Origin of the sequence: Hufsiella ginkgonis, assembly GCF_009834915.1 — a bacterium.
GTDB classification, from domain to species: domain Bacteria; phylum Bacteroidota; class Bacteroidia; order Sphingobacteriales; family Sphingobacteriaceae; genus Hufsiella; species Hufsiella ginkgonis.
Window position 1 is genome coordinate 1081833 of record NZ_WVHS01000001.1, and the last position, 19191, is coordinate 1101023.

The 19191-nt window shown below is 52.1% G+C and carries 13 protein-coding genes; 9 read left to right on the forward strand and 4 right to left on the reverse strand.

Features of this window, described 5'->3' with window-relative positions; all coding sequences use genetic code 11:
* From GS398_RS04535 to GS398_RS04545, 3 genes are read left to right on the forward strand one after another with little or no spacing between them, the layout of a single operon-like run.
* The gene (locus GS398_RS04535; RefSeq protein WP_160905520.1) at positions 1-3285 is read left to right on the forward strand and encodes an efflux RND transporter permease subunit; all 3285 of its coding nucleotides are present in this window, start codon (positions 1-3) and stop codon (positions 3283-3285) included.
* An 8-nt stretch (positions 3286-3293) separates the two neighbouring features.
* Positions 3294-4406, forward strand: a complete 1113-nt coding sequence (locus GS398_RS04540; protein ID WP_160905521.1) for an efflux RND transporter periplasmic adaptor subunit — start codon at positions 3294-3296, stop codon at positions 4404-4406.
* Positions 4407-4409: 3 nt separating this feature from the next.
* Positions 4410-5354: a helix-turn-helix domain-containing protein gene (locus GS398_RS04545; protein WP_160905522.1), complete on the forward strand. Its 945-nt coding sequence runs from the start codon at positions 4410-4412 to the stop codon at positions 5352-5354.
* Between the two features lie 87 nt (positions 5355-5441).
* Here GS398_RS04545 and GS398_RS04550 read toward each other — a convergent pair whose 3' ends face one another.
* Entirely contained in the window at positions 5442-5804 is a 363-nt protein-coding gene (locus GS398_RS04550; RefSeq protein ID WP_160905523.1) for a DoxX family protein, read from the reverse strand.
* A 102-nt stretch (positions 5805-5906) separates the two neighbouring features.
* On the opposite strand from GS398_RS04550, the gene GS398_RS04555 reads away from it, so the two are divergent.
* The 3 genes from GS398_RS04555 to GS398_RS04570 all read left to right on the forward strand — a co-directional run bounded on the left by GS398_RS04555 (position 5907) and on the right by GS398_RS04570 (position 9674).
* The gene (locus GS398_RS04555; RefSeq protein ID WP_160905524.1) at positions 5907-6287 is read left to right on the forward strand and encodes a winged helix-turn-helix transcriptional regulator; all 381 of its coding nucleotides are present in this window, start codon (positions 5907-5909) and stop codon (positions 6285-6287) included.
* A gap of 104 nt (positions 6288-6391) precedes the next feature.
* The gene (locus GS398_RS04560) at positions 6392-9052 is read left to right on the forward strand and encodes a glycoside hydrolase family 2 protein (RefSeq protein ID WP_160905525.1); all 2661 of its coding nucleotides are present in this window, start codon (positions 6392-6394) and stop codon (positions 9050-9052) included.
* Positions 9053-9221: 169 nt separating this feature from the next.
* Complete coding sequence (locus GS398_RS04570; protein ID WP_160905526.1) at positions 9222-9674, forward strand: DUF2147 domain-containing protein; 453 nt, start codon at positions 9222-9224, stop codon at positions 9672-9674.
* 15 nt (positions 9675-9689) lie between these two features.
* Here the strand turns inward: GS398_RS04570 and GS398_RS04575 are convergent, their stop codons facing one another.
* The 3 genes from GS398_RS04575 to GS398_RS04585 form a co-directional block, all read right to left on the reverse strand.
* Positions 9690-12467, reverse strand: coding sequence for an outer membrane beta-barrel protein (locus GS398_RS04575; RefSeq protein WP_160905527.1), 2778 nt, complete (start codon positions 12465-12467; stop codon positions 9690-9692).
* A gap of 168 nt (positions 12468-12635) precedes the next feature.
* Complete coding sequence (locus tag GS398_RS22740; RefSeq protein WP_160905528.1) at positions 12636-14657, reverse strand: HRDC domain-containing protein; 2022 nt, start codon at positions 14655-14657, stop codon at positions 12636-12638.
* Positions 14658-14746: 89 nt separating this feature from the next.
* On the reverse strand, positions 14747-15823 hold the full coding sequence (locus tag GS398_RS04585) for a sensor histidine kinase (protein WP_202405951.1): 1077 nt from the start codon (positions 15821-15823) through the stop codon (positions 14747-14749).
* A gap of 380 nt (positions 15824-16203) precedes the next feature.
* On the opposite strand from GS398_RS04585, the gene GS398_RS04590 reads away from it, so the two are divergent.
* The 3 genes from GS398_RS04590 to GS398_RS04600 all read left to right on the forward strand — a co-directional run bounded on the left by GS398_RS04590 (position 16204) and on the right by GS398_RS04600 (position 19125).
* Positions 16204-17091 carry a dienelactone hydrolase family protein gene (locus GS398_RS04590; protein WP_160905529.1) on the forward strand — a complete coding sequence of 296 codons (888 nt, stop codon included), beginning with the start codon at positions 16204-16206 and terminating at the stop codon, positions 17089-17091.
* Positions 17092-17432: 341 nt separating this feature from the next.
* Positions 17433-17795, forward strand: a complete 363-nt coding sequence (locus GS398_RS04595; RefSeq protein ID WP_160905530.1) for a BlaI/MecI/CopY family transcriptional regulator — start codon at positions 17433-17435, stop codon at positions 17793-17795.
* 4 nt (positions 17796-17799) lie between these two features.
* Positions 17800-19125, forward strand: a complete 1326-nt coding sequence (locus GS398_RS04600) for a M56 family metallopeptidase (RefSeq protein ID WP_160905531.1) — start codon at positions 17800-17802, stop codon at positions 19123-19125.
* Positions 19126-19191: the final 66 nt, after the last annotated feature.

Sequence of the window (19191 nt, forward strand, 5' to 3'; positions counted from 1 at the left end):
ATGAATTTAATCCGCTTTGCACTTCGCAAACCCATTTCCATATTGGTGCTCGTAGCAGGCCTCTTTTTCTTTGGAGTAGGGGCCATCCGCGATATCAAGGTCGACATTTTACCCAAAATGAACCTGCCGGTGATCTATATCGCCCATCCTTTCGGTGGATATACGCCCACCCAAATGGAATCTTATTTCGGGAAACAATACGTAAACATCCTCCTCTTCGCCAATGGCGTAAAAAGTATCGAAACACGAAATACACAGGGGCTTATGCTCATGAAGCTCACATATTACGAAGGAACGAATATGGCGCAGGCCGCTTCAGAGCTGAGCGCGCTTTCGAACAGGGCGCAGGCGATATTCCCGCCCGGATCGCAGCCGCCTTTCATTATCCGGTTCGATGCTTCGTCGCTCCCGATCGGCCAGCTGATCCTGAGCAGCCCTACGCGCACCAATAACGAGCTGCAGGACCTTGCCAATACCTATGTGCGCTCTTCGTTCACCGCCATCCCGGGTTTACTGGCGCCGGCGCCTTTTGGCGGAAGCCCGCGCACCATCGAAATCAACGTAGACCCGGAAATGCTCCGTTCACATAACCTCACGGTTGACCAGGTGGTGGAAGCAATCAAGCTTAACAACCAGACCGCGCCGTCGGGCAACGTCCGCATCGGCGATAAAAACTACCTTACCCCTACCAACTACACGATAAAAAAGGTAAAAGAATTTGAAGACATCCCGTTGTTTAAGGGCAGCGCGCAAAACCTGTACCTGCGTGACATCGCCGTGGTGAAAGACGGCGCCGACCTCACCGCCGGGTACGCACTGATTAACGGTAAGCGGTCGGTATACGTAAGCATCGCCAAATCAGGCGACGCTTCTACCTGGGACGTGGTGAAGAAACTAAAGGAGAACCTTCCCAACATCCAGAGCACCCTGCCCGAAGACGTGAAGCTGAGTTACGAGTTCGACCAGTCGGTATACGTGATCAACGCAGTGAAGAGCCTGGTGAGCGAAGGCGCCATCGGGGCGATCCTCACCGGATTGATGGTGCTCCTGTTCCTGGGCGACCGCCGCGCGGCATTGATCGTGATCCTGACCATTCCTACTTCGGTTATCGCAGGAGTATTGTTCCTCAAGCTGTTCGGGCAAACGATCAACATCATGTCGCTGAGCGGATTGGCACTGGCCATCGGCATCCTGGTAGATGAGTCGACCGTAACCATCGAGAATATTCACCAGCATTTCGACATGGGCAAGCCCAAAGCGCTGGCCATCTGGGATGCCTGCCGCGAGATCGCGTTCCCGAAACTGCTCATCCTGTTCTGTATCCTGGCGGTATTTGCACCGGCCTTTACCATGTCGGGCATCCCGGGAGCGCTTTTCCTGCCGCTCGCACTGGCCATCGGGTTCTCCATGATCGTATCGTTCCTGCTGTCGCAAACCTTTGTGCCCGTAATGGCCAACTGGCTGATGGTGTCTCACCACGAGAAAAAGGGAACCCCGCAGAAAGGGATCGGCGAAGATGAAGCCATCTTTAACGCAAGCGGCTTAACTATAGAATCAGAACACGATACCATCTTCCAGAAAGAAGCACTGGTAGAACGCGAAGATTTTAACAACGATGGAAAAGTAACGAAATTCGATAAATTCCGCAGCGGCTTTATGCGCATGCTGGATGGCCTGATGGGTGCACGCAAGCTGGTAACCGTGGTTTACCTGCTGGTAGTTGCCGGTCTTGCCGTTGTGCTGCTGCTTACCATTGGCCGCGATGTGCTGCCCCATGTAAACTCCAGCCAGTTCCAGCTCAGGATGCGCGCACCCGACGGCACCCGCCTGGAACGCACCGAGGAACGTGCCAATAAAGTGCTGGCAGAGCTGAAAAAGCTGGTGGGTGAGGACCATATCGCTATTTCGAGCGTATACGTGGGGCAACACCCGGCATTGTTCTCGGTAAACCCGATCTACCTCTTTATGGCCGGGCCGCATGAGGCCGTATTCCAGATCGCGCTGAAGGATTACCACGGCAACATGGATGAGTTCCGCGACGAGTTCCGCGACCATATCCACCAGATCATGCCCGACCTGCGCCTGTCATTCGAACCCATCGAGCTTACCGACAAAGTGTTAAGCCAGGGATCACCCACCCCGGTGGAAGTGCGCCTGGCGGGAAAGAACAAGAAAATCAACGAAGAATTTGCCGAAAAAATGGTCGCCGAACTGAAAAAGGTCCCTTACCTGCGGGACGTACAGATCGCGCAATCCATCCATTACCCGGCGCTAAACATCAACGTGGACCGGGTACGGGCTGCGCAGCTGGGTGTTGACATGAGCGATGTGAGCCGTTCGCTCATCGCCTCCACCTCCTCGTCGCGGTACACCGAAAAGAATGTATGGGTAGACGAAAAAGCCAACCTTGCCTATGGCGTACAGGTGCAGGTGCCGCTGAGCAAAATGGCTTCCAAAGAGGATATCGGCGAGATCCCGCTGCTGCGGAACAACGCACGTCCGGTGCTGAGCGACGTGGCTACCATTACACCCGATACCACGTATGGCGAAAACGACAACCTGGGCGCCATGCCTTATGTATCGGTTACCGCGAACCTTAACGATACCGATCTCGGAACGGCCAATAAAGCGGTCGGCAAAGCGATAACGAACCTTGGCGAGCTCCCAAGGGGCCTTTTCGTACAGCAGATCGGTCTCGGCAAGGTGCTCGACGAAACCCTCAGCAGCCTGCAAAACGGGCTGTTTGTAGCCGTGGTAGTGATATTTTTGATGCTGGCCGCCAACTTCCAGTCGTTTAAAGTACCGCTGGTGATCCTGGCAACGGTACCCGCCGTGGTGCTGGGAGCGCTGCTGCTGCTTACCCTCACGGGATCGACGCTAAACCTGCAGTCGTACATGGGCATTATCATGTCAGTGGGTGTTTCCATAGCCAACGCGGTGCTGCTGATCACCCATGCCGAGGAGCTGCGCCGGAAAAACGGGGACGCGGCAAAATCAGCCCGCGAAGCGGCTTCGCTCAGGCTCCGCCCGATCATTATGACCAGCGTGGCCATGATCGCCGGGATGCTGCCGATGGCCATCGGCCATGGCGAGGGCGGCGACCAGGTTTCGCCGCTCGGGCGTGCGGTAATCGGCGGGCTGCTTGCCTCCACTTTCGCGGTATTGATCATCCTGCCGCTGGTATTTGCCTGGGTACAGGGAAAAACCTCTACCGATTCCATTTCACTGGACCCTGAAGATAAAGAGAGTAAACATTTTATTACTGGTTTGCCAACTCATCATTAATTATTGCTATGAATTTTAATCCATTCAACCTGTCGTATAAACTTAATGCCGCCCTTTTTGCGGGCCTGCTCATTACGGGATGCAGCTCCTCTCCCAAAGCACCCGCAGAACCGGAAAAGAAGCCGGAGAGCCCAGGCGTAGAAACATTCAGGCTCGAGAAACAACCCATGGCCACCGCCCTGCACCTTCCCGGAGAATTGCTGGCCAACCAGCAGGTAGACATTTATGCCAAGATAAGCAGCTTCGTAAAGAAATTGAGCGTGGACATTGGCTCGGAAGTGCGTAAAGGCCAACTGCTGCTTACCCTGGAAGCGCCCGAAATGAACTCGCAGCTGGCAGGCGCCGAGTCGAAGCTAAAATCGGCCGAAGCCATTTTAACGGCCAGCAAAGCGAATTATAACCGCTTGTACGAAACAAGTAAAACCCCCGGCACGGTATCCAAAAACGACCTCGACCAGGCAATGGCGAGACGTAATTCTGACGAAGCACAGTACGAAGCGGCACGCGCGTCCATCAAAGAGCTCGGCTCTATCCGCGATTACCTGGAGATCCGCGCACCGTTCGACGGCGTGATCTCGGCCCGCAACGTAAACCCCGGCGCTTACGTGGGCCCTTCGGGGAAGGGCTCGGAATTCCCGTTGTTCACCCTCCAGGAACAAAAGAACCTGCGTTTGTCTATTTCCATACCTGAAGCGTATACCGGCTATATCCATAACGGCGATGCGATCAGCTTTACCGTAAAATCACATCCCGCCGAGGTGTACAACGCCAGGGTAACGCGCATGTCGGGCGCCCTGGATGCCAAACTGCGGTCGGAAAAGATCGAGATGGATGTAAAAAACCCGGGATCGCTGCTGCCGGGCATGATCACGGAAGTGAATATTCCCCTTCCTTCGCGTGCAGCTACGTTCGTGATCCCTAAAAAAGCGCTGCTCGACACCAGCGAAGGCTTGTTCGTGATCCGGGTGACCGATGGCAAAGTGCAGAAAGTGGCCGTGAAAAAAGGACGCGAAACCGAGGAGAAAATAGAGGTGTTCGGTGAATTGGCTGAGAACGATGTATTGGTAAAAGAAGCGAGCGAGGAAATGCGGGACGGCAGCCCGATCCGGGTAAAAAAATAATTTATGCAAGTACGGTTAAACGAAACGGAAGCGCCGGTAAAGAGCGAATCGTTACACGACTTCTACCGGATGTTTACGGCTAACCGCCCGGAGATCAGCATTCCCAGCCTCGAGCTGGTGAGCGATATCGGGCATTTTAACGTGTTCCGGCGCTCGGGGTTTTGCTCCGTGAACCCATCGCCCTATAACCGCCGCGATTATTATAAGATCTCGTTCATTATCGGTACGGGCACGCTGTATTACCAGGAACGCCAGATCGAGATCAACGGCAAGGCGCTGCTGTTTACCAACCCGGAGATCCCTTATTCATGGGAAGCCTGCTCGGAAAAACAATCGGGGTTTTTCTGTCTCTTTACCGAAAATTTCATCCGCAAACGGAATGACGACGTCCGCGACCTGCTGCTGCTGAAAACACGCGATAACCCGGTGATCTTCCTGGAGGATAAGGACCTCGACACCTTTAATCACCTGTTTAGCCAGATGATGCGCGAAATGGATGCAGCGTATTCTTATAAGTATGACCTGCAGCGTAATTACCTGGGACTGATCTTCCACGAAGCGCTTAAGCTCCTCCCGGCCGGGCCGGAAAAGCAATATAAAAATGCGTCGCTGCGGCTTACCTCGCAGTTCCTGGAAATGCTGGAAAGGCAATTCCCTATCGACTCCACCGATCATATCCTGGGATTGAAAACGGCCCATGATTTTGCTGCGCGGTTGTGCATCCATGTAAACCACCTCAACTATGCGGTTAAGGAGGCAACGGGCATGACCACTTCCGAGCATATCTCGCGACGGATCACTAACGAAAGTATTGCGCTGCTTCGCCACACAGAGTGGAATATCGCGGAGATCAGCTATTGCCTGGGATTTGAATATCCCGCCAATTTCAACATCTTTTTTAAACGGCAAACGGGGGCTACGCCGAGGTCGTTCCGTGTGGCGAAGTAGTGCGGTTAGCCGTCCCGCGAAGACGCAACGTTTCGCGGTTTCTTACGATGCGACAAAGCCCGAAACTTGCGTGCTCTGCGAGACGATTTAAGCCTTTGCCTTTTTGTGATACATTACATACGAGGTAACCAGCAAAGCCAGTAACACCAACGGCATCACCTTCGCCGAACCCGGGTCGCCGGAAGCGGTATGCGCAATAACCGCCGAAATAAAATTGATTCCAAAAGCGGCATATACCCATTCTTTCACCCGGGGAGGCACCGGGGCGAGCAGCAATACCGCACCGATTAATTTACCGATGGCCAGCTCAACCCGGAAATATTGCGGAAAGCCCAGGTGCTGGAAAGCAGCCGCCATATCAGGGTTGGTAAGATAAGCATAGGCCGAAAAAAGCATCATAAGCGCTACAATTCCGGTAGTTGCCCAGTACGTAATTTTTATTGTCTTCATTGTTCTGTTTGATTTTGGTGCAAACATACTTACCTTTACTTTCTAAAGGATATCACTATCCAAAAAGATAGCAGTATCCTGCTGGATAGTTATAAAACAACGATGGACGTAACGATGGTGCACAACAGCGAGACCTGCAATGCCAAAACACTCGCCGTAAAAGATGCCTTATATGTATTAAGCGGCAAGTGGAAGCTGCCGCTGATCGTAGCGCTGATGGATGGCCCTAAACGGTTTAACGAGGTCCAGCGGGCGCTGCAGGACATCACGCCCAAGGTCCTTTCCAAAGAGCTGCGGGAGCTGGAACTGAACGAATTCGTAGAACGCAAGGTGTTTTCCACCACGCCGGTAACGGTAACTTACGAATTAACCCCCTACAGCATGACGCTGAACAGCGTGCTCATGGAGCTCGAAAAATGGGGCACCCAGCACCGGCAGCGGTTGATTAATAACCGAAGGCAGGTATCCATTCCCGCATCGTAGTGGCGATGTAATGAACGGACAAAAAATAATCGGGATCGACCTGCGTGCAATCATCGGCGCCGCGGGGTTGTACTATCACCATTTCAGCCTTAATCCTTTCAGCTATGAGAAAGCTTCTCCTTCTTGCCATCTTTTTTGCCACGCACGCATTCTCCCAATCCAGCCAGCAAAATTTCAGGCTGCTGCTCGGCCAGGGTTGGAAAATGCAGTCTGCCGTTACCGATCCCGCATCGGCGGAAGCCATATCCAAAGAAAACTATGACGTGCGCAGCTGGTATCCTGTTTCGGTACCTACCACCATTATCGGCGGGTTGCTGGCTAACAAAGTATATGATTTCGACCCGTTCATGGGCCGCAACTTCGAGAGGCTGGCCGACCCCAAACTGGACCGTCCCTGGTGGTTTCGCCGGGAGTTTACGCTGCCCGCTTCAGAGAACGGGAAACAGGTGGTGCTCACCCTTCACGGCATTAATTACAAAGCCAATATATGGTTAAACGGGATCAAGATCGCGGATTCGACCGAAACAAAAGGCCCTTTTCGTATCATCAAACTGAACATTACCAAACAAATAAAAAATAACGGCGTCAATGTACTGGCCGCCGAAATCCTGAGACCCTTTAACCCGAACAAGAGCAATGGCGACCTGGCCATCGATTACGCTGACTGGATCCATTACTCGCCCGATTACAACGGCGGCATTGTGAACAACGTCGAAGTAAAAACCTATCACCAGGTAGGCGTGGATTTTCCATTGGTGACCACGGGTTTCGACCTCCCGTCGCTGGCTGTGGCCCACTTAACTGTCGACGCGCAGGTAACCAATTATACCAACACGGAACAGGATGCCGTAATAACAGGAAAGATCAACAATGACATCGACTTTGAAAAGAAGATCCGTTTGAAACCGGGCGAGGTAAGAGACATTACCTTTTCCCCGGCGGAATACGCGCAGCTGAACATCAGAAATCCCAGGATCTGGTGGCCCTGGCAATACGGTAAACCGGAACTGAACCGCATCACTCTTACAGCCGAAAGCGGCGGCAGGCTCAGCAATACCTTGTCGGAGAATTTCGGTATCCGGCAGGTAAGCTCAACGCTTATCGACAATAACAAGTCGCGCCTGTTCTTGGTGAACGGCAAACCCATTATGTTACGCGGCGGCGCATGGTCGCCGGATATTTTCCAGCGCCGGTCTGCAGAACGGCAGGAACAGGAGGTGCAGCTGCTGCGGGATATGAATATGAACCTGATCCGCTCGGAGGGAAAATTTGAAGACGACCATTTTTACGACCTCTGCGATAAATATGGCATGCTGGTAATGACCGGGTACATGTGCTGCGGCAGCTGGCAGCACCCCGAAAAATGGGACAAGAATGAACGCAACGTGGCCTTCGAGTCGAACATCGGCCTTATATCATGGCTGCGCAACAAGGCGAGCATTATGGTGTGGCTTAATGGAAGTGACATGCCGCTTACCGACACCACCGTAGAACGCGGTTTTTTAAACACACAGAAAGCGTTAAAATATCCCAACCCGATCCTGGCCACTGCGGATGGCACGAAATCCAGGGTTTCGGGATTCAGCGGCGTAAAAATGCTCGGGCCTTATGAATGGGTGCCACCGATCTATTGGGAAATGGATTCGATCAGGAAATTCGGCGGGGCATGGAGTTTCGCCACGGAGATCTCACCCGGGCCGTCTATTCCGCCCTATGAAAGCCTGGTTAAGTTTATCCCCAAAGATTCGCTGTTCACCACTTCCGCCGACTGGCGATACCATTGCGGCACCATGTCGTTTGCCACCACGCGCATCTTTGATGAGGCCCTGGACGCACGCTACGGCAAATCGCTGTCGATAAAAAACTACGCGGCAAAAGCGCAGGCACAGAATTACGAAGCGCACCGGGCCATGATGGAGGCCTATGGGCTGAAAAAATACAACACCGCCACCGGCGTGGTGCAGTGGATGGGCGCAAATCCCTGGCCAAGCCTTATCTGGCATACGTACGATTATTATCTCTACCCGGCGGGAACTTATTTCGGCATGAAAAAGTCGATGGAGCCGCTGCATGTGCTTTATTCGTATAAATCGAACGAAGTGGGCATTATAAATTCGTATCCCGCAGGCTTCGAAGGGCTTAAAGTAACCGCTTCCGTTTACAACCTGGACGGTACGCTAAAATACTCGAATTCTGTTACCACCTCAATTGCCGCCGATGCGGCAAAAACGGTTTTCAGTATGCCAGCCATTACCGGGCTGTCTGAAACCTATTTCGTGAAATTGGAGCTCACCTCTGCAAAAGGCACTGTACATTCTATAAACTGGTATTGGCTTTCTGCCAAAAAGGACGAACTGAACTGGAAAAAATCCAATTGGTTCACTACTCCCCAAACCGCATTCGCAGATTACTCTGCGATGCAAACTATGCCGAAAACGCCGCTCAGGCTCGCTATAACCCGGGCAGCAAAAGACGACAGCACCATGCACCGCGTTACGATAACCAACACCGGTAAAGCCGTTGCTTTTTTTGTACATCTGCGGGCGTTAAAAGGAAAAGGCGGTGATGACATCCTGCCAGTGATCTTTAACGACAATTACCTGCTGCTGGCGCCGGGCGAGTCGCGGGAGATAACCTGTACTTACCGCAATTCAGACCTTAAACAGGCCACACCTTACTTCCTGACCTCGGCGTGGAACCTCGATACCGTGAAAAGTACCGGCAGCGCAAACATCGCTTTTGAAACAGGAATGCCGGTCGACTGATGCGTTTATTCGTTACCTTGCCCGGGATTAAAACGAAACGCCGCCATACCCGTTAACCTGTTATGAAACACAAGACCAAATCTTTGCGCCCCATTACCGGTGCACGGAATTTCGAAACCTCGCGCAGCTTTTACCGCGACCCGGGAAAACCCGAACTTACCGGCTCCAGATGAATTTTAAAGCCCTCGTATGCTTTATCCTGCTGACACGGGTTTTTGACAGTGTTCAGCCCCCGGTCCGCGAAGACCGCATCCTCGGAAAATGGATCTCCGCACAAAAGAACGTGATCGTGGAAGTATACCGGAAAAACAACGACTTTAAAGCGAAGATCGTTTGGTTTGATGATTCCGATGACCCTTCACGCCCCATGAACGTTCGCCTGGACCACCGCAATCCCGATCCGGTACTGCAAAAGCGCAGGGTGATCGGCTCAGAAGTATTACGCGGGCTCGCGTATAACCCCCAAAAAGATTGCTGGGAAAACGGGTTCATCTACGATGCCAAATCAGGCCGCGAATGGAACTCTGCGGTATCGCTTTCAGGCGACGACGTACTCAGCGTAAGAGGCTACTGGCACGTAAAGCTCCTCGGAAAAACGCTGACGTTTAAGAGGGTTAAGTAATTCACCGCCTGCTCTTTAAAACCCGAAGAACCGCTCTTTCCCGCCAACTTTCCCGCCAAAATTCTGTACGTTGTAGGTGAGCGTAAGAAGCGCGTACCGCCCCAGGTTGTTCGATTGCACGTTCCTTACCAGGTTATCGGTAATGTATGCGTAACGCCGCACGTTGGCGTTCAGCAGGTCGTTTACCGAAAACTTGAGCTGCGCCCGGTTATTCTTCATAAACAGGTAGGTTAACCCCGCGTTCCAGAGCCTGATGTTGTTATTGTAACCTGCAATTGACTGGTTGTTGATCTGCATGCGGTAAGTGGTTTCCCAAACGAACTTCGACGGCAGCCGCAGGATGAGTTCCGATTCGGTGTTGTGCGTAAGAAAGTTCCGGTCGTGGAAAAAATCATCGTCGTAAGTAGTTTTGTTCACCGAAACACTGTAGTTCTGGTTAATTTCCAGCTTGTCATTAAAGTTGAGCCTTACGCTTCCGCGGGGCGAGAAAGACAGGTTTTTTGCAAAGCTCTCGTTCGAATTCACGATCACCACCGTGCGCGAATAGTTGGTCCAGAACCCCGTACCCAACGTGATCTGGCGTTTATCTCTCTTGATATCCTTGTTTACATTCGAACCGAGATAAAACTGCATAAAACCATCGGCGTTTACCGGGTTGTTTACCTGGACACCGGTGCCGGAAATTGTGCGCGACATAACGATCGCATCGTTCCTGTAGCTTCCATTCATATACAGGTTATAGTTAAGCGCGTGCTTCACGTCGTTCTTGTACAGGTTCATGCTCACCTGGTGCGCTACGGCCGGTTTAAGTGATGGGTTGCCATTCTGGATAAACAACGGATCGGTATTGTTGGCCACCGGCTGTACATACTGCACATCGGGCTCGGTGAACGAAGGGGTATAATCTACCGAGAGCGCCTTGTACACAATGTTCATCGTGGGTGCAAAGAACACATAATCCTGGCTTAACCGGGGATTCGTGGTAAACGTATTCTCCAGGTTAATGGTATTAAACACCATACCCGGACGGATCGCCAGGTCTTTGGTCGCTTTCCACCGCAACCTCGCTCTTACACTGCTTTTAAAACCGGTTTGCTTAACCGTTTCGGAGAGGGTGGGGATGGCTACGTCGTATTCGTCGCCGGCCGTGTTCTTGTAAAAGGTCGACAATGCATTCTCATTCGAAAGGTAAATACCGATCACGTTTGCCGAAAAGGTAAGCTTCTTATTGATCGGCTCCGAATAGTTGGCCGATAACGAGCTTCGCATATTGCGGATGTCGTTATCGCGCAGCTGATCGATCGAGGTATTGACCGACGTGGCGTAGAATGTACTCAAGGATGAGTTGTAATAATCGTTCAGGTTGTTGCGCTGGGAGGCATTCAGGCTCATGTTAAAAGAACGCCCGGCTTTCTTAAAATCTTTCCAGTAATCTGCGTAGAGGTTAAAATCCAGGTTGGTACCGTTTTGCCGGGTGCTGGTCACCGCTTTGTTAATGGGTATATTGCTGCTGTTGGAGCTTGTTTTATCCATCAATGCCCGGTTTCTGAAGGTGCTGATGGTAATGGTGGGATTAAAATTAAACGTGGTAAGCGAGTCGATCTTCCACTCCATTTTTCCACCGATATTATGAGTATATGATTTATTGTTATTATTGGCGATGCTGTAGCCGATCAGGCGGTCGGCTCCCAGCGTCTGGTCGTCGTTGGTAAGCTGTTCCGCAAGGCTGCTATTCAACCCGAAGAAGTATTTTCCATTAAGCTTGATCCCCCCTTTGGTGAGGGTATTAAGGTTAAAGCCGCCACCTGCTGTTTTCTGCAAGCCGTTGCCGAGGCCGCCAAAAGAGATGTTGTCAAGCGCGAACCCGCCCTCGCTGTTCGTCATCCAGGAATTTACGCCCGCCCGTGCGAAGCCGCCGATCCGCTGGATGTCGCCGATGGTAAAGCCCGGCTTGTTTACGTTGTTGCCGTACGCCAGCGCGCTTACCTGGGTGGTATCACGAAAGACGTTAAAAATGGCGCCGCCCTCGTAGTAATCCTTCGGACCGCCGCCTCCATAAAGTTTGCCGAAAGCGCCTTGCTTTATCGCCTTCTTAAGCTTCAGGTTAATCACCTGGGGGGTGTTGGCGGCAATCAGGTCCGGGTCGCGGCGTTTGGCCTCTTTGTCTTCGGTAACCTGTACACGGTCTATAATGTTGGCGGGCAGGTTCTTGGTAGCGATCTGCTGGTCGCCGCCGAAAAATTCCTTACCGTCTACCAGGATCTTGCTCACGGTTTTCCCATTTACCTGTATCGATCCATCGGCGGCGATAGTTACCCCTGGAAGTTTCTTTAGCAGGTCTTCTACCACGGCGGTCGGCAGCGTTTTAAACGAACCGGCGTTAAACTCGATGGTATCTTTACGTACTACGATCGGCGGACGCTCGGCTACCAGCTCGATCTCGGCCAGGGTGTTGTTCTTTAGCGAAAGAAGTAAGTTGCCAAGGTCCGCGTTAGGGCGATCGTCCGTTAGCGTGAATACTTTGCGGTACACTTTGTAGCGGAACGCATTGATGACAAGCCGGAGCGGAATGCCCGTTGGCAGGTTCCCCAGCCTGAACGCCCCTTTATCATCAGACAATTTATAACTGATCAGGCTGCTGTCGGCTGCCTTGTAAACAGAAACAGTGGCATACGTAAGTGTTTCTTTAATATTTACACTATCGAGCAGGATACCCGATACGGAACCGCTTTTCTGAGCAACGGCAGAGAAACAAAAAACGACGAAAGAAAGTAACAGGATACGGGTTTTCATGCAAATGGGGGACAAGGTTTTCTGCAAAGTAGACGCCCACCTCCCCCGAATGTTGCACTCACCGCCGGGCGATAGCGAAATATTTGCGTGATGTATCCTGTATGTTACTTAAGCCGCGGGTATGGCGCTGTCGGCTATGTACAGGTCGCTATTTCGCGATCGGTCAACTTAAAACAAACTCCCCTGTTCCGTTTCCGTTCCCTGTATCTCCTGCTGGTAATTCCTGATCATGGGGATGAGCGCAGGCCCGTAGGCGGCGGCTTTGGCCTGGCCGATACCTTTCATGGCGCCCAGCGTTTTCATCGTAGCCGGCAGCTTTTCCGCGATAGCGGCCATGGTTCGTTCTGTTAATACCATGTCGGGCAATACTTTTTCGCCTTCGGCGATCGCCTTTCGCCACTGAAGCAGTCGCTCAAAAAGCGCCTCGTTGGGTTTCGCATTCAGCGCTTTTACATACGAGCGCGACTGATCTGCCGCCGCCGAAGCCCGTTTCTCTTTTTTTAACTCCAGGTAAGCAGACGAGGTAAACGGTGCTTCCGCGAAATGCGACATCAGCTCCATCCTGGTCATTAGCCATTGAATGAGCTGGTCGGCTTTGGCCGCTTTTTTATCCGGGTCGGCGGATTGACTGATCAGGTCTGACATGGCAGCGTGCAGTACAGGAATAACACCTTCCAGTTTCTGCCGGAACCAGGCAGCCGCTTTTTGCACGCGCCCTGCCGGATGCTGTGCAATCTGCCGTACGAACTTCTCCGCCACTTCGCTCACCTCGTCCCGGAAACCGGGTATAAGCCCTTCAAAACCGGCAGCTTTACCTGTCAGCTCATGGAAGTTGAACAGTTCTGTAAGCAGGAATTCCCGGTAAAGCGCCTGGTCACGGTGCAGCCGTTCCGCATCGGGCGCCGCACCGGCTTCCGCATTGTACTTAGCCACCACCGGGTCGCCTATCACGTTTTCGGCCGATACCGGGTTCCTCAACACCATCCCCGACAGGCTCCGGCAACGGCTAAGCGCCACGTATGCCTGCCCATGGGCGAAGGCCTCGCTTACATCAATAATGGCCTTATCGAACGTAAGTCCCTGGCTTTTATGGATGGTGATAGACCAGGCCAGTTTCAGGGGAAGCTGCGTAAAGCTGCCGGCATTGGTTTCGCTGATCTGCTGGTCGTCCAGTTGGTACCTGATATTGGTCCATTCCAGGGCGGTTACGGTGATCTCGCGCAGGTCCGAGCCGCATTGCACAAAAACTGTGTCGTCGCTTATGCGCGTAACGGTACCGATTTTCCCGTTATAAAAAAGCTTTTCTGCCGAAGTGTCGTTCTTTACGAACATCACCTGCGCACCTTCCTTCAGCCGGAGGCTGGTCTCGGTGGGATAAGCATCCTGCGGGAATTCGCCGCGGATAGCCGCTTTAAATTCGAAAACCCTTCCCGGGAGGGCCTCCAGGTACTCATTATTAAGTTGTTGGGCGATGCGGTTATGGGTGGTGAGGGTGATGTAGGGATCGTTAGCCGGGGGATAAAATCCCGGTCGGTAACGCGCATTGAGCAGTGCAAGGCTTTGCGCACTTACAGACTGGTTGCGTATTTCATTCAGCAGGTCCACAAACGCCTGCTCCTTTTGCCTGAACACCTGCTCGAGGCTGATGCGCACATACGTAAGCTTTTGCAGTACGAGGCTGCTGAAGAAATAGGGCGTTGAATAATACCGCCCCAAGATAGGCCATTCGTCTTCGCGGATGATGGGGCTCAGCTGGGCCAGGTCGCCGATGAGCAGTAATTGCACGCCGCCGAAGGGATGGTTGTTGCCATTCAGGCTGCGGAGAACGAGATCGATCCGGTCCAGGATATCGGGACGTACCATACTTACTTCGTCGATGACCAGCAGCTCGAGGTTGGTAAGCAGCTCCTTTTTTTCGTCGCCGTAGAATACGTCACCCAGGGAGCGTGCGGGCACCAGCGGACCGAACGGCATTTGGAACAGCGAGTGAACGGTCATCCCACCCGCATTGATGGCCGCAACACCGGTTGGAGCGGCAATGGCCATCCGCTTCTTTACATGGGTACGGATATGCCGCAGGAAAGTGGTCTTACCCGTTCCTGCCTTTCCCGTGAGGAAAATGATGGAATTGGTGGTTTCCACGTAATCGAGCGCCAGCTGCATGGCGGGGGTGAGGGGGGTGGGCTCCAAAAGAAAAAGGTGCTAGTATTTTTAGCAAAAATAGGTAAAATTTCGTTAGCTACCCTTATATTGATGCGTTAATAGCTTGCACGATCTGTTCACGGAGCGACGTCATCTAACCGGATCACCATCCTTAACTTAAACACCTCCTCTTCATGATTTACCTCCAGTGTATGCCGCCCCGGGTAAAGCAGCGCTAATCGTTGGGCCAGGTTTGACAGGCCGATGCCCGCATGTTTGACCTGCGCAGCAACGGGCGGCGCATTATTTTCAATGCTGAAAGACAGCGTATCAGCCCCGATATCCACCCTGATGTGCAACCACGCCGCATACAATACTTTGCTCACCCCGTGCTTAAAAGCATTTTCCACCAGGGGAAGCAGCAGGAAGGGCGCGATGTGCTTTCCGAGCGGATCGCCGGAGATCTCAAGCCGGATATCGGCTTGGTTACCCTGGCGCAGCTTCTCCAGGTCGAGATAGTTCCGGAGGTAATGGAGCTCCCGTTCCATGGCCACGAACGGCTCCTGGCTCTCGTAAAGCATGTATTCCATCATCTCCGAAAGCTTAAGCACCATCTCCGGCGCAAGGTCGGATTTTTTGATCGTGAGCGAATACAGGCTGTTAAGCACATTGAACAGGAAATGCGGGTTCACCTGCGCACGCAGGTAGTTGATCTCAGCCTGCATTTTTTCGATCCGGGTGCGCTGCAGTACACGGTTCTGCTCGTACCAGTCGATGCTGAGCTTCAGCGCTATACTTAAAGTAACATACCAAACGGTATTAAACGCATTAAACAGCAACGCCCTCCACAGGCCGGGATCGTTTACCGCGCCCATCACATAACCAAACAGGTACAGGTCGTACACGCTCTGTATCAATACATAAGCGATAATAAGCAGCACAACGAGCATGAAATACGTTTTGTACTTCCTTTTCAGCAGGTAAGTGCCCAGCAGCCAATAACTATTGGCATACGAGACCGCCACCAACAGCCCCATTCGCACGGTTACGCACTCCACGAAATACGGCAGGTTATGCTTGCGCCAGATGTACGATCGTTCGAAAAGAAACGCCAGCGTAACGATCACCCAATAAGCCAGGTGCAATACGGTTTTCCGGCGCGCAGCAGGCGGCCGGCTTATCATCCAATCGGCTTGCTGAACAGGTAGGGCCATAAGCTAAAGGTATGGGCGGCGTACGGTATTCACAACTCCCTTCGTCTAATTTTCGGGCTGTTTATCTACTATATTTCGCAGAAAGGCGTAATTGGGGATATTCATTATGCACCTGATCAAGGGCTTATTATTCTGCTCATTACCTGCGGAAGCGCTTTTGCGCAACGGGCATCTCCATTACTTCTCCAGGGCACGGCAATCCTGATCCTGTTCGTTGTTATCCTGATCCTGGCGAAGAGGTCACAGGCGACGGCAACCTTTCCCGAATCGTTACTCCTCCGGCAAGCTCCGCATGAGATGCAAGATAACCATGATAACTCACTACATTTCTCCTGTTAACGGTAATTATTTATAAATTTGGTTAACCATACTTGACCAATATGACCCAGATCAAAAAAGAAGACATTAAACAGGAAGTGTTTGACCTTTACGACGCCTACGCACATAACCGCCTCGACCGGCGTACGTTTACGCAAAAACTATCCGCCTATGCGGTTGGCGGCCTTACAGTGTCCTCTTTAATGAGCTTTATGATGCCCGATTACGAAGGCGCTATCCAGGTGAAGGCGGATGATCCGAGGTTAAAATCCGAATACATCAATTACCCTTCGCCTAAAGGCGGAAAAACGATCAAGGCGTTACTTTCCCGGCCGGCTGATGCGAAAAATAAGCTTGGCGGAATCATCGTGGTACACGAAAACCGCGGACTGAACCCGCATATTGAAGATGTGGCCCGGAGAGCTGCCCTGGCGGGATTTGTTTCGCTGGCGCCGGATGCCTTAACCCCGCTGGGTGGTTACCCGGGCACCGACGACGAAGGCCGCGCCATGCAAAGCAAACGCGACCCCAAAGAAATGCAGGAGGACTTTATCGCCGCCTACGAGTACCTGAAAACCAACAAAGATTGCAACGGCAAGATCGGTGTAGTAGGCTTTTGCTATGGCGGTGGTATTGCCAACATGATGGCGGTACGCATCCCCGGCCTGGCAGCAGCCGTGCCTTTTTACGGAGGGCAGCCGGCCCTTGCCGATGTGCCCAATATTAAGGCTCCGCTGCAGCTGCATTACGCATCGCTCGATACCCGCATCACCGGCGGCTGGCCTGCCTACGAAGCCGCCTTAAAAGAAAACGGTAAGAAATACCAGGCGTTTATTTACGAAGGAGCAAACCACGGCTTTCACAACGATACCACACCCAGGTACGATAAAGCGGCTGCAGAACTGGCGTGGCAGCGTACGATCGGGTTTTTCAAGGAGAATTTGAACTAGCCGGGTTACTTCATACCACCGGGAATACTATTCTCCGTTCCCGTCATTCCCTACGGTATCGGTGATATTAACTTGGACGATTCAGCCTCCTTCCGGTCTGCCGTATCCGCTCACCCATCATCATGAGCAAGAGATGCGACAAACCAGGCAGGCTGATCAACAAACCCAAACTATTAGCGATCCGGGCTTTCCTATTACTACCCGTAAAAGTATCTAATGAACACATTACCTAGATTAGAGCACGATTAGAATTAAAAATAAAATCCGGGACGCCTATCTTCTACCTGTACCGGCACTTTAGGTTTTGAATAAATTATTATATTTACGAACTATTCGTAAATATGGAGAAGTTGTCACAACAGGAAGAAGAGGCCATGCTCGCCGTATGGCAGGTAGAAAACGGTTTCATAAAGGATTTTATGGATGCCATGCCCGAGCCTAAACCACCCTATACTACGCTGGCCTCCACCATTAAAAACCTGGAGAAAAAGGGCTATTTAAAAAGCGAGCGTTATGCCAATGCCAACCGCTACAGCGCCCTGGTGAAAGAGGCGGAGTATAAAAAACGCTTTATGTCTGGCTTTGTAAACAATTATTTCAAAAGCTCTTATAAAGAACTGGTCACATTCTTCGCGAAGGATAAAAAGATCAGCGCCGAAGAACTTAAAGAGATTATTAACCTGATCGAGAAACCGGAAAAATAAAACGATGCCGCAGCTGTTCATCATCCTGTTTAAGATTAACCTGGTGCTGCTGTTGTTTGCCGCGGCTTACTATGGTGTGCTGCGAAGGCTGACCTTTTACACGCTCAACCGCTCGTTCCTGGTTTTCGGCATCGTGTTTTCATCGGCGTACCCGTTTATCGATCTTACCGACCTGTATCACCGGTTCTTCCCGGCAAACGACCAATTGGCGGCTTACGTGCCTGAGCTGAACCAGCGGGTGACCGGGCTTACGCCCCCGGCCCTCTTAACCGTAAACTGGGAACTGATGATGATCGTATTTTATGCCGGCACAGCGGCGATGGCATTGCGGTTGATCATTCAGCTTGTATCCTTGTATGGGGTACACCGCCGGTCTGCACCAGGGTCGGTTGCCAATCACCCGGTAAGGATCTTAACCGAAGCCATGGGCCCTTTTTCCTTCTGGCGGAACGTGTATATCAACCCTGCCCTTCACCGCGAAAGCGAGCTGAGGACCATTCTCGAACACGAAAAGATCCACATCAGGCAATGGCATACGGCCGATATCCTGCTGGCTGAGCTAAGCATCGTGTTCTACTGGTTTAACCCCGGTGTGTGGCTGATCAAAAAAGCGGTGAAGGAAAATCTGGAGTTTATTACCGACGAAAAGATGCTTACCCGGGGTGTCGACCGTAAAACCTACCAGTACAGCTTATTAGCCGTTGGCAACCTGGCGCCGGCTACCACGATAGCTACCAATTTTAACCTGTCTGACCTGAAAAAGCGGATCCTGATGATGAACTCCCGCCGGTCGTCGCGGTTAACGCTTGGCCGATATGTGCTGGTGCTGCCGGTGTTGCTGCTCATCACCCTAGCGTTTACCGTCTCTGACAAAGAAATACAAAAACAACTAGCGCCACTGCAGCAGGTCTTTATTAGGCCCGGGGAAATTAAAGAAGCTTCGGTGCTGCCTGCAGCAACTACCAAAAAGAATATCGCCTTTAACGCTACGGGTCGCGCCCGAACTGCAGCCATGACAGAAATCTCGATCGTTGAGCCGACGAAAGCTGCCGAGATCGACCCGGCACAGATCGGGTTCGCGGGTGTAGATCCCCTCCCGGTAACCTCTCCGCCGCTGCCGGCCGAACCGGTAAAGAAGCTCCAGCTGAGGTTACGCACACCCGGTATCATCGTTAATACACCCGCCGAAAATAGCGGGGACGACAAGGTGGTCACCGTAGTGGGCTATAGCTCCAGGTTAAAGTCATCCGCCGATACCACGAATCGCGCATTCGGTACCATACGTATTAACGGGAAGCAATTACAAGGCGTAATCGTAGCCAAGCCATAGCCAGGAATCACATTTCGTAAAATTTAATCGCTGATTTAAAGGTAGTAACCTAGAATTTTGATTTAA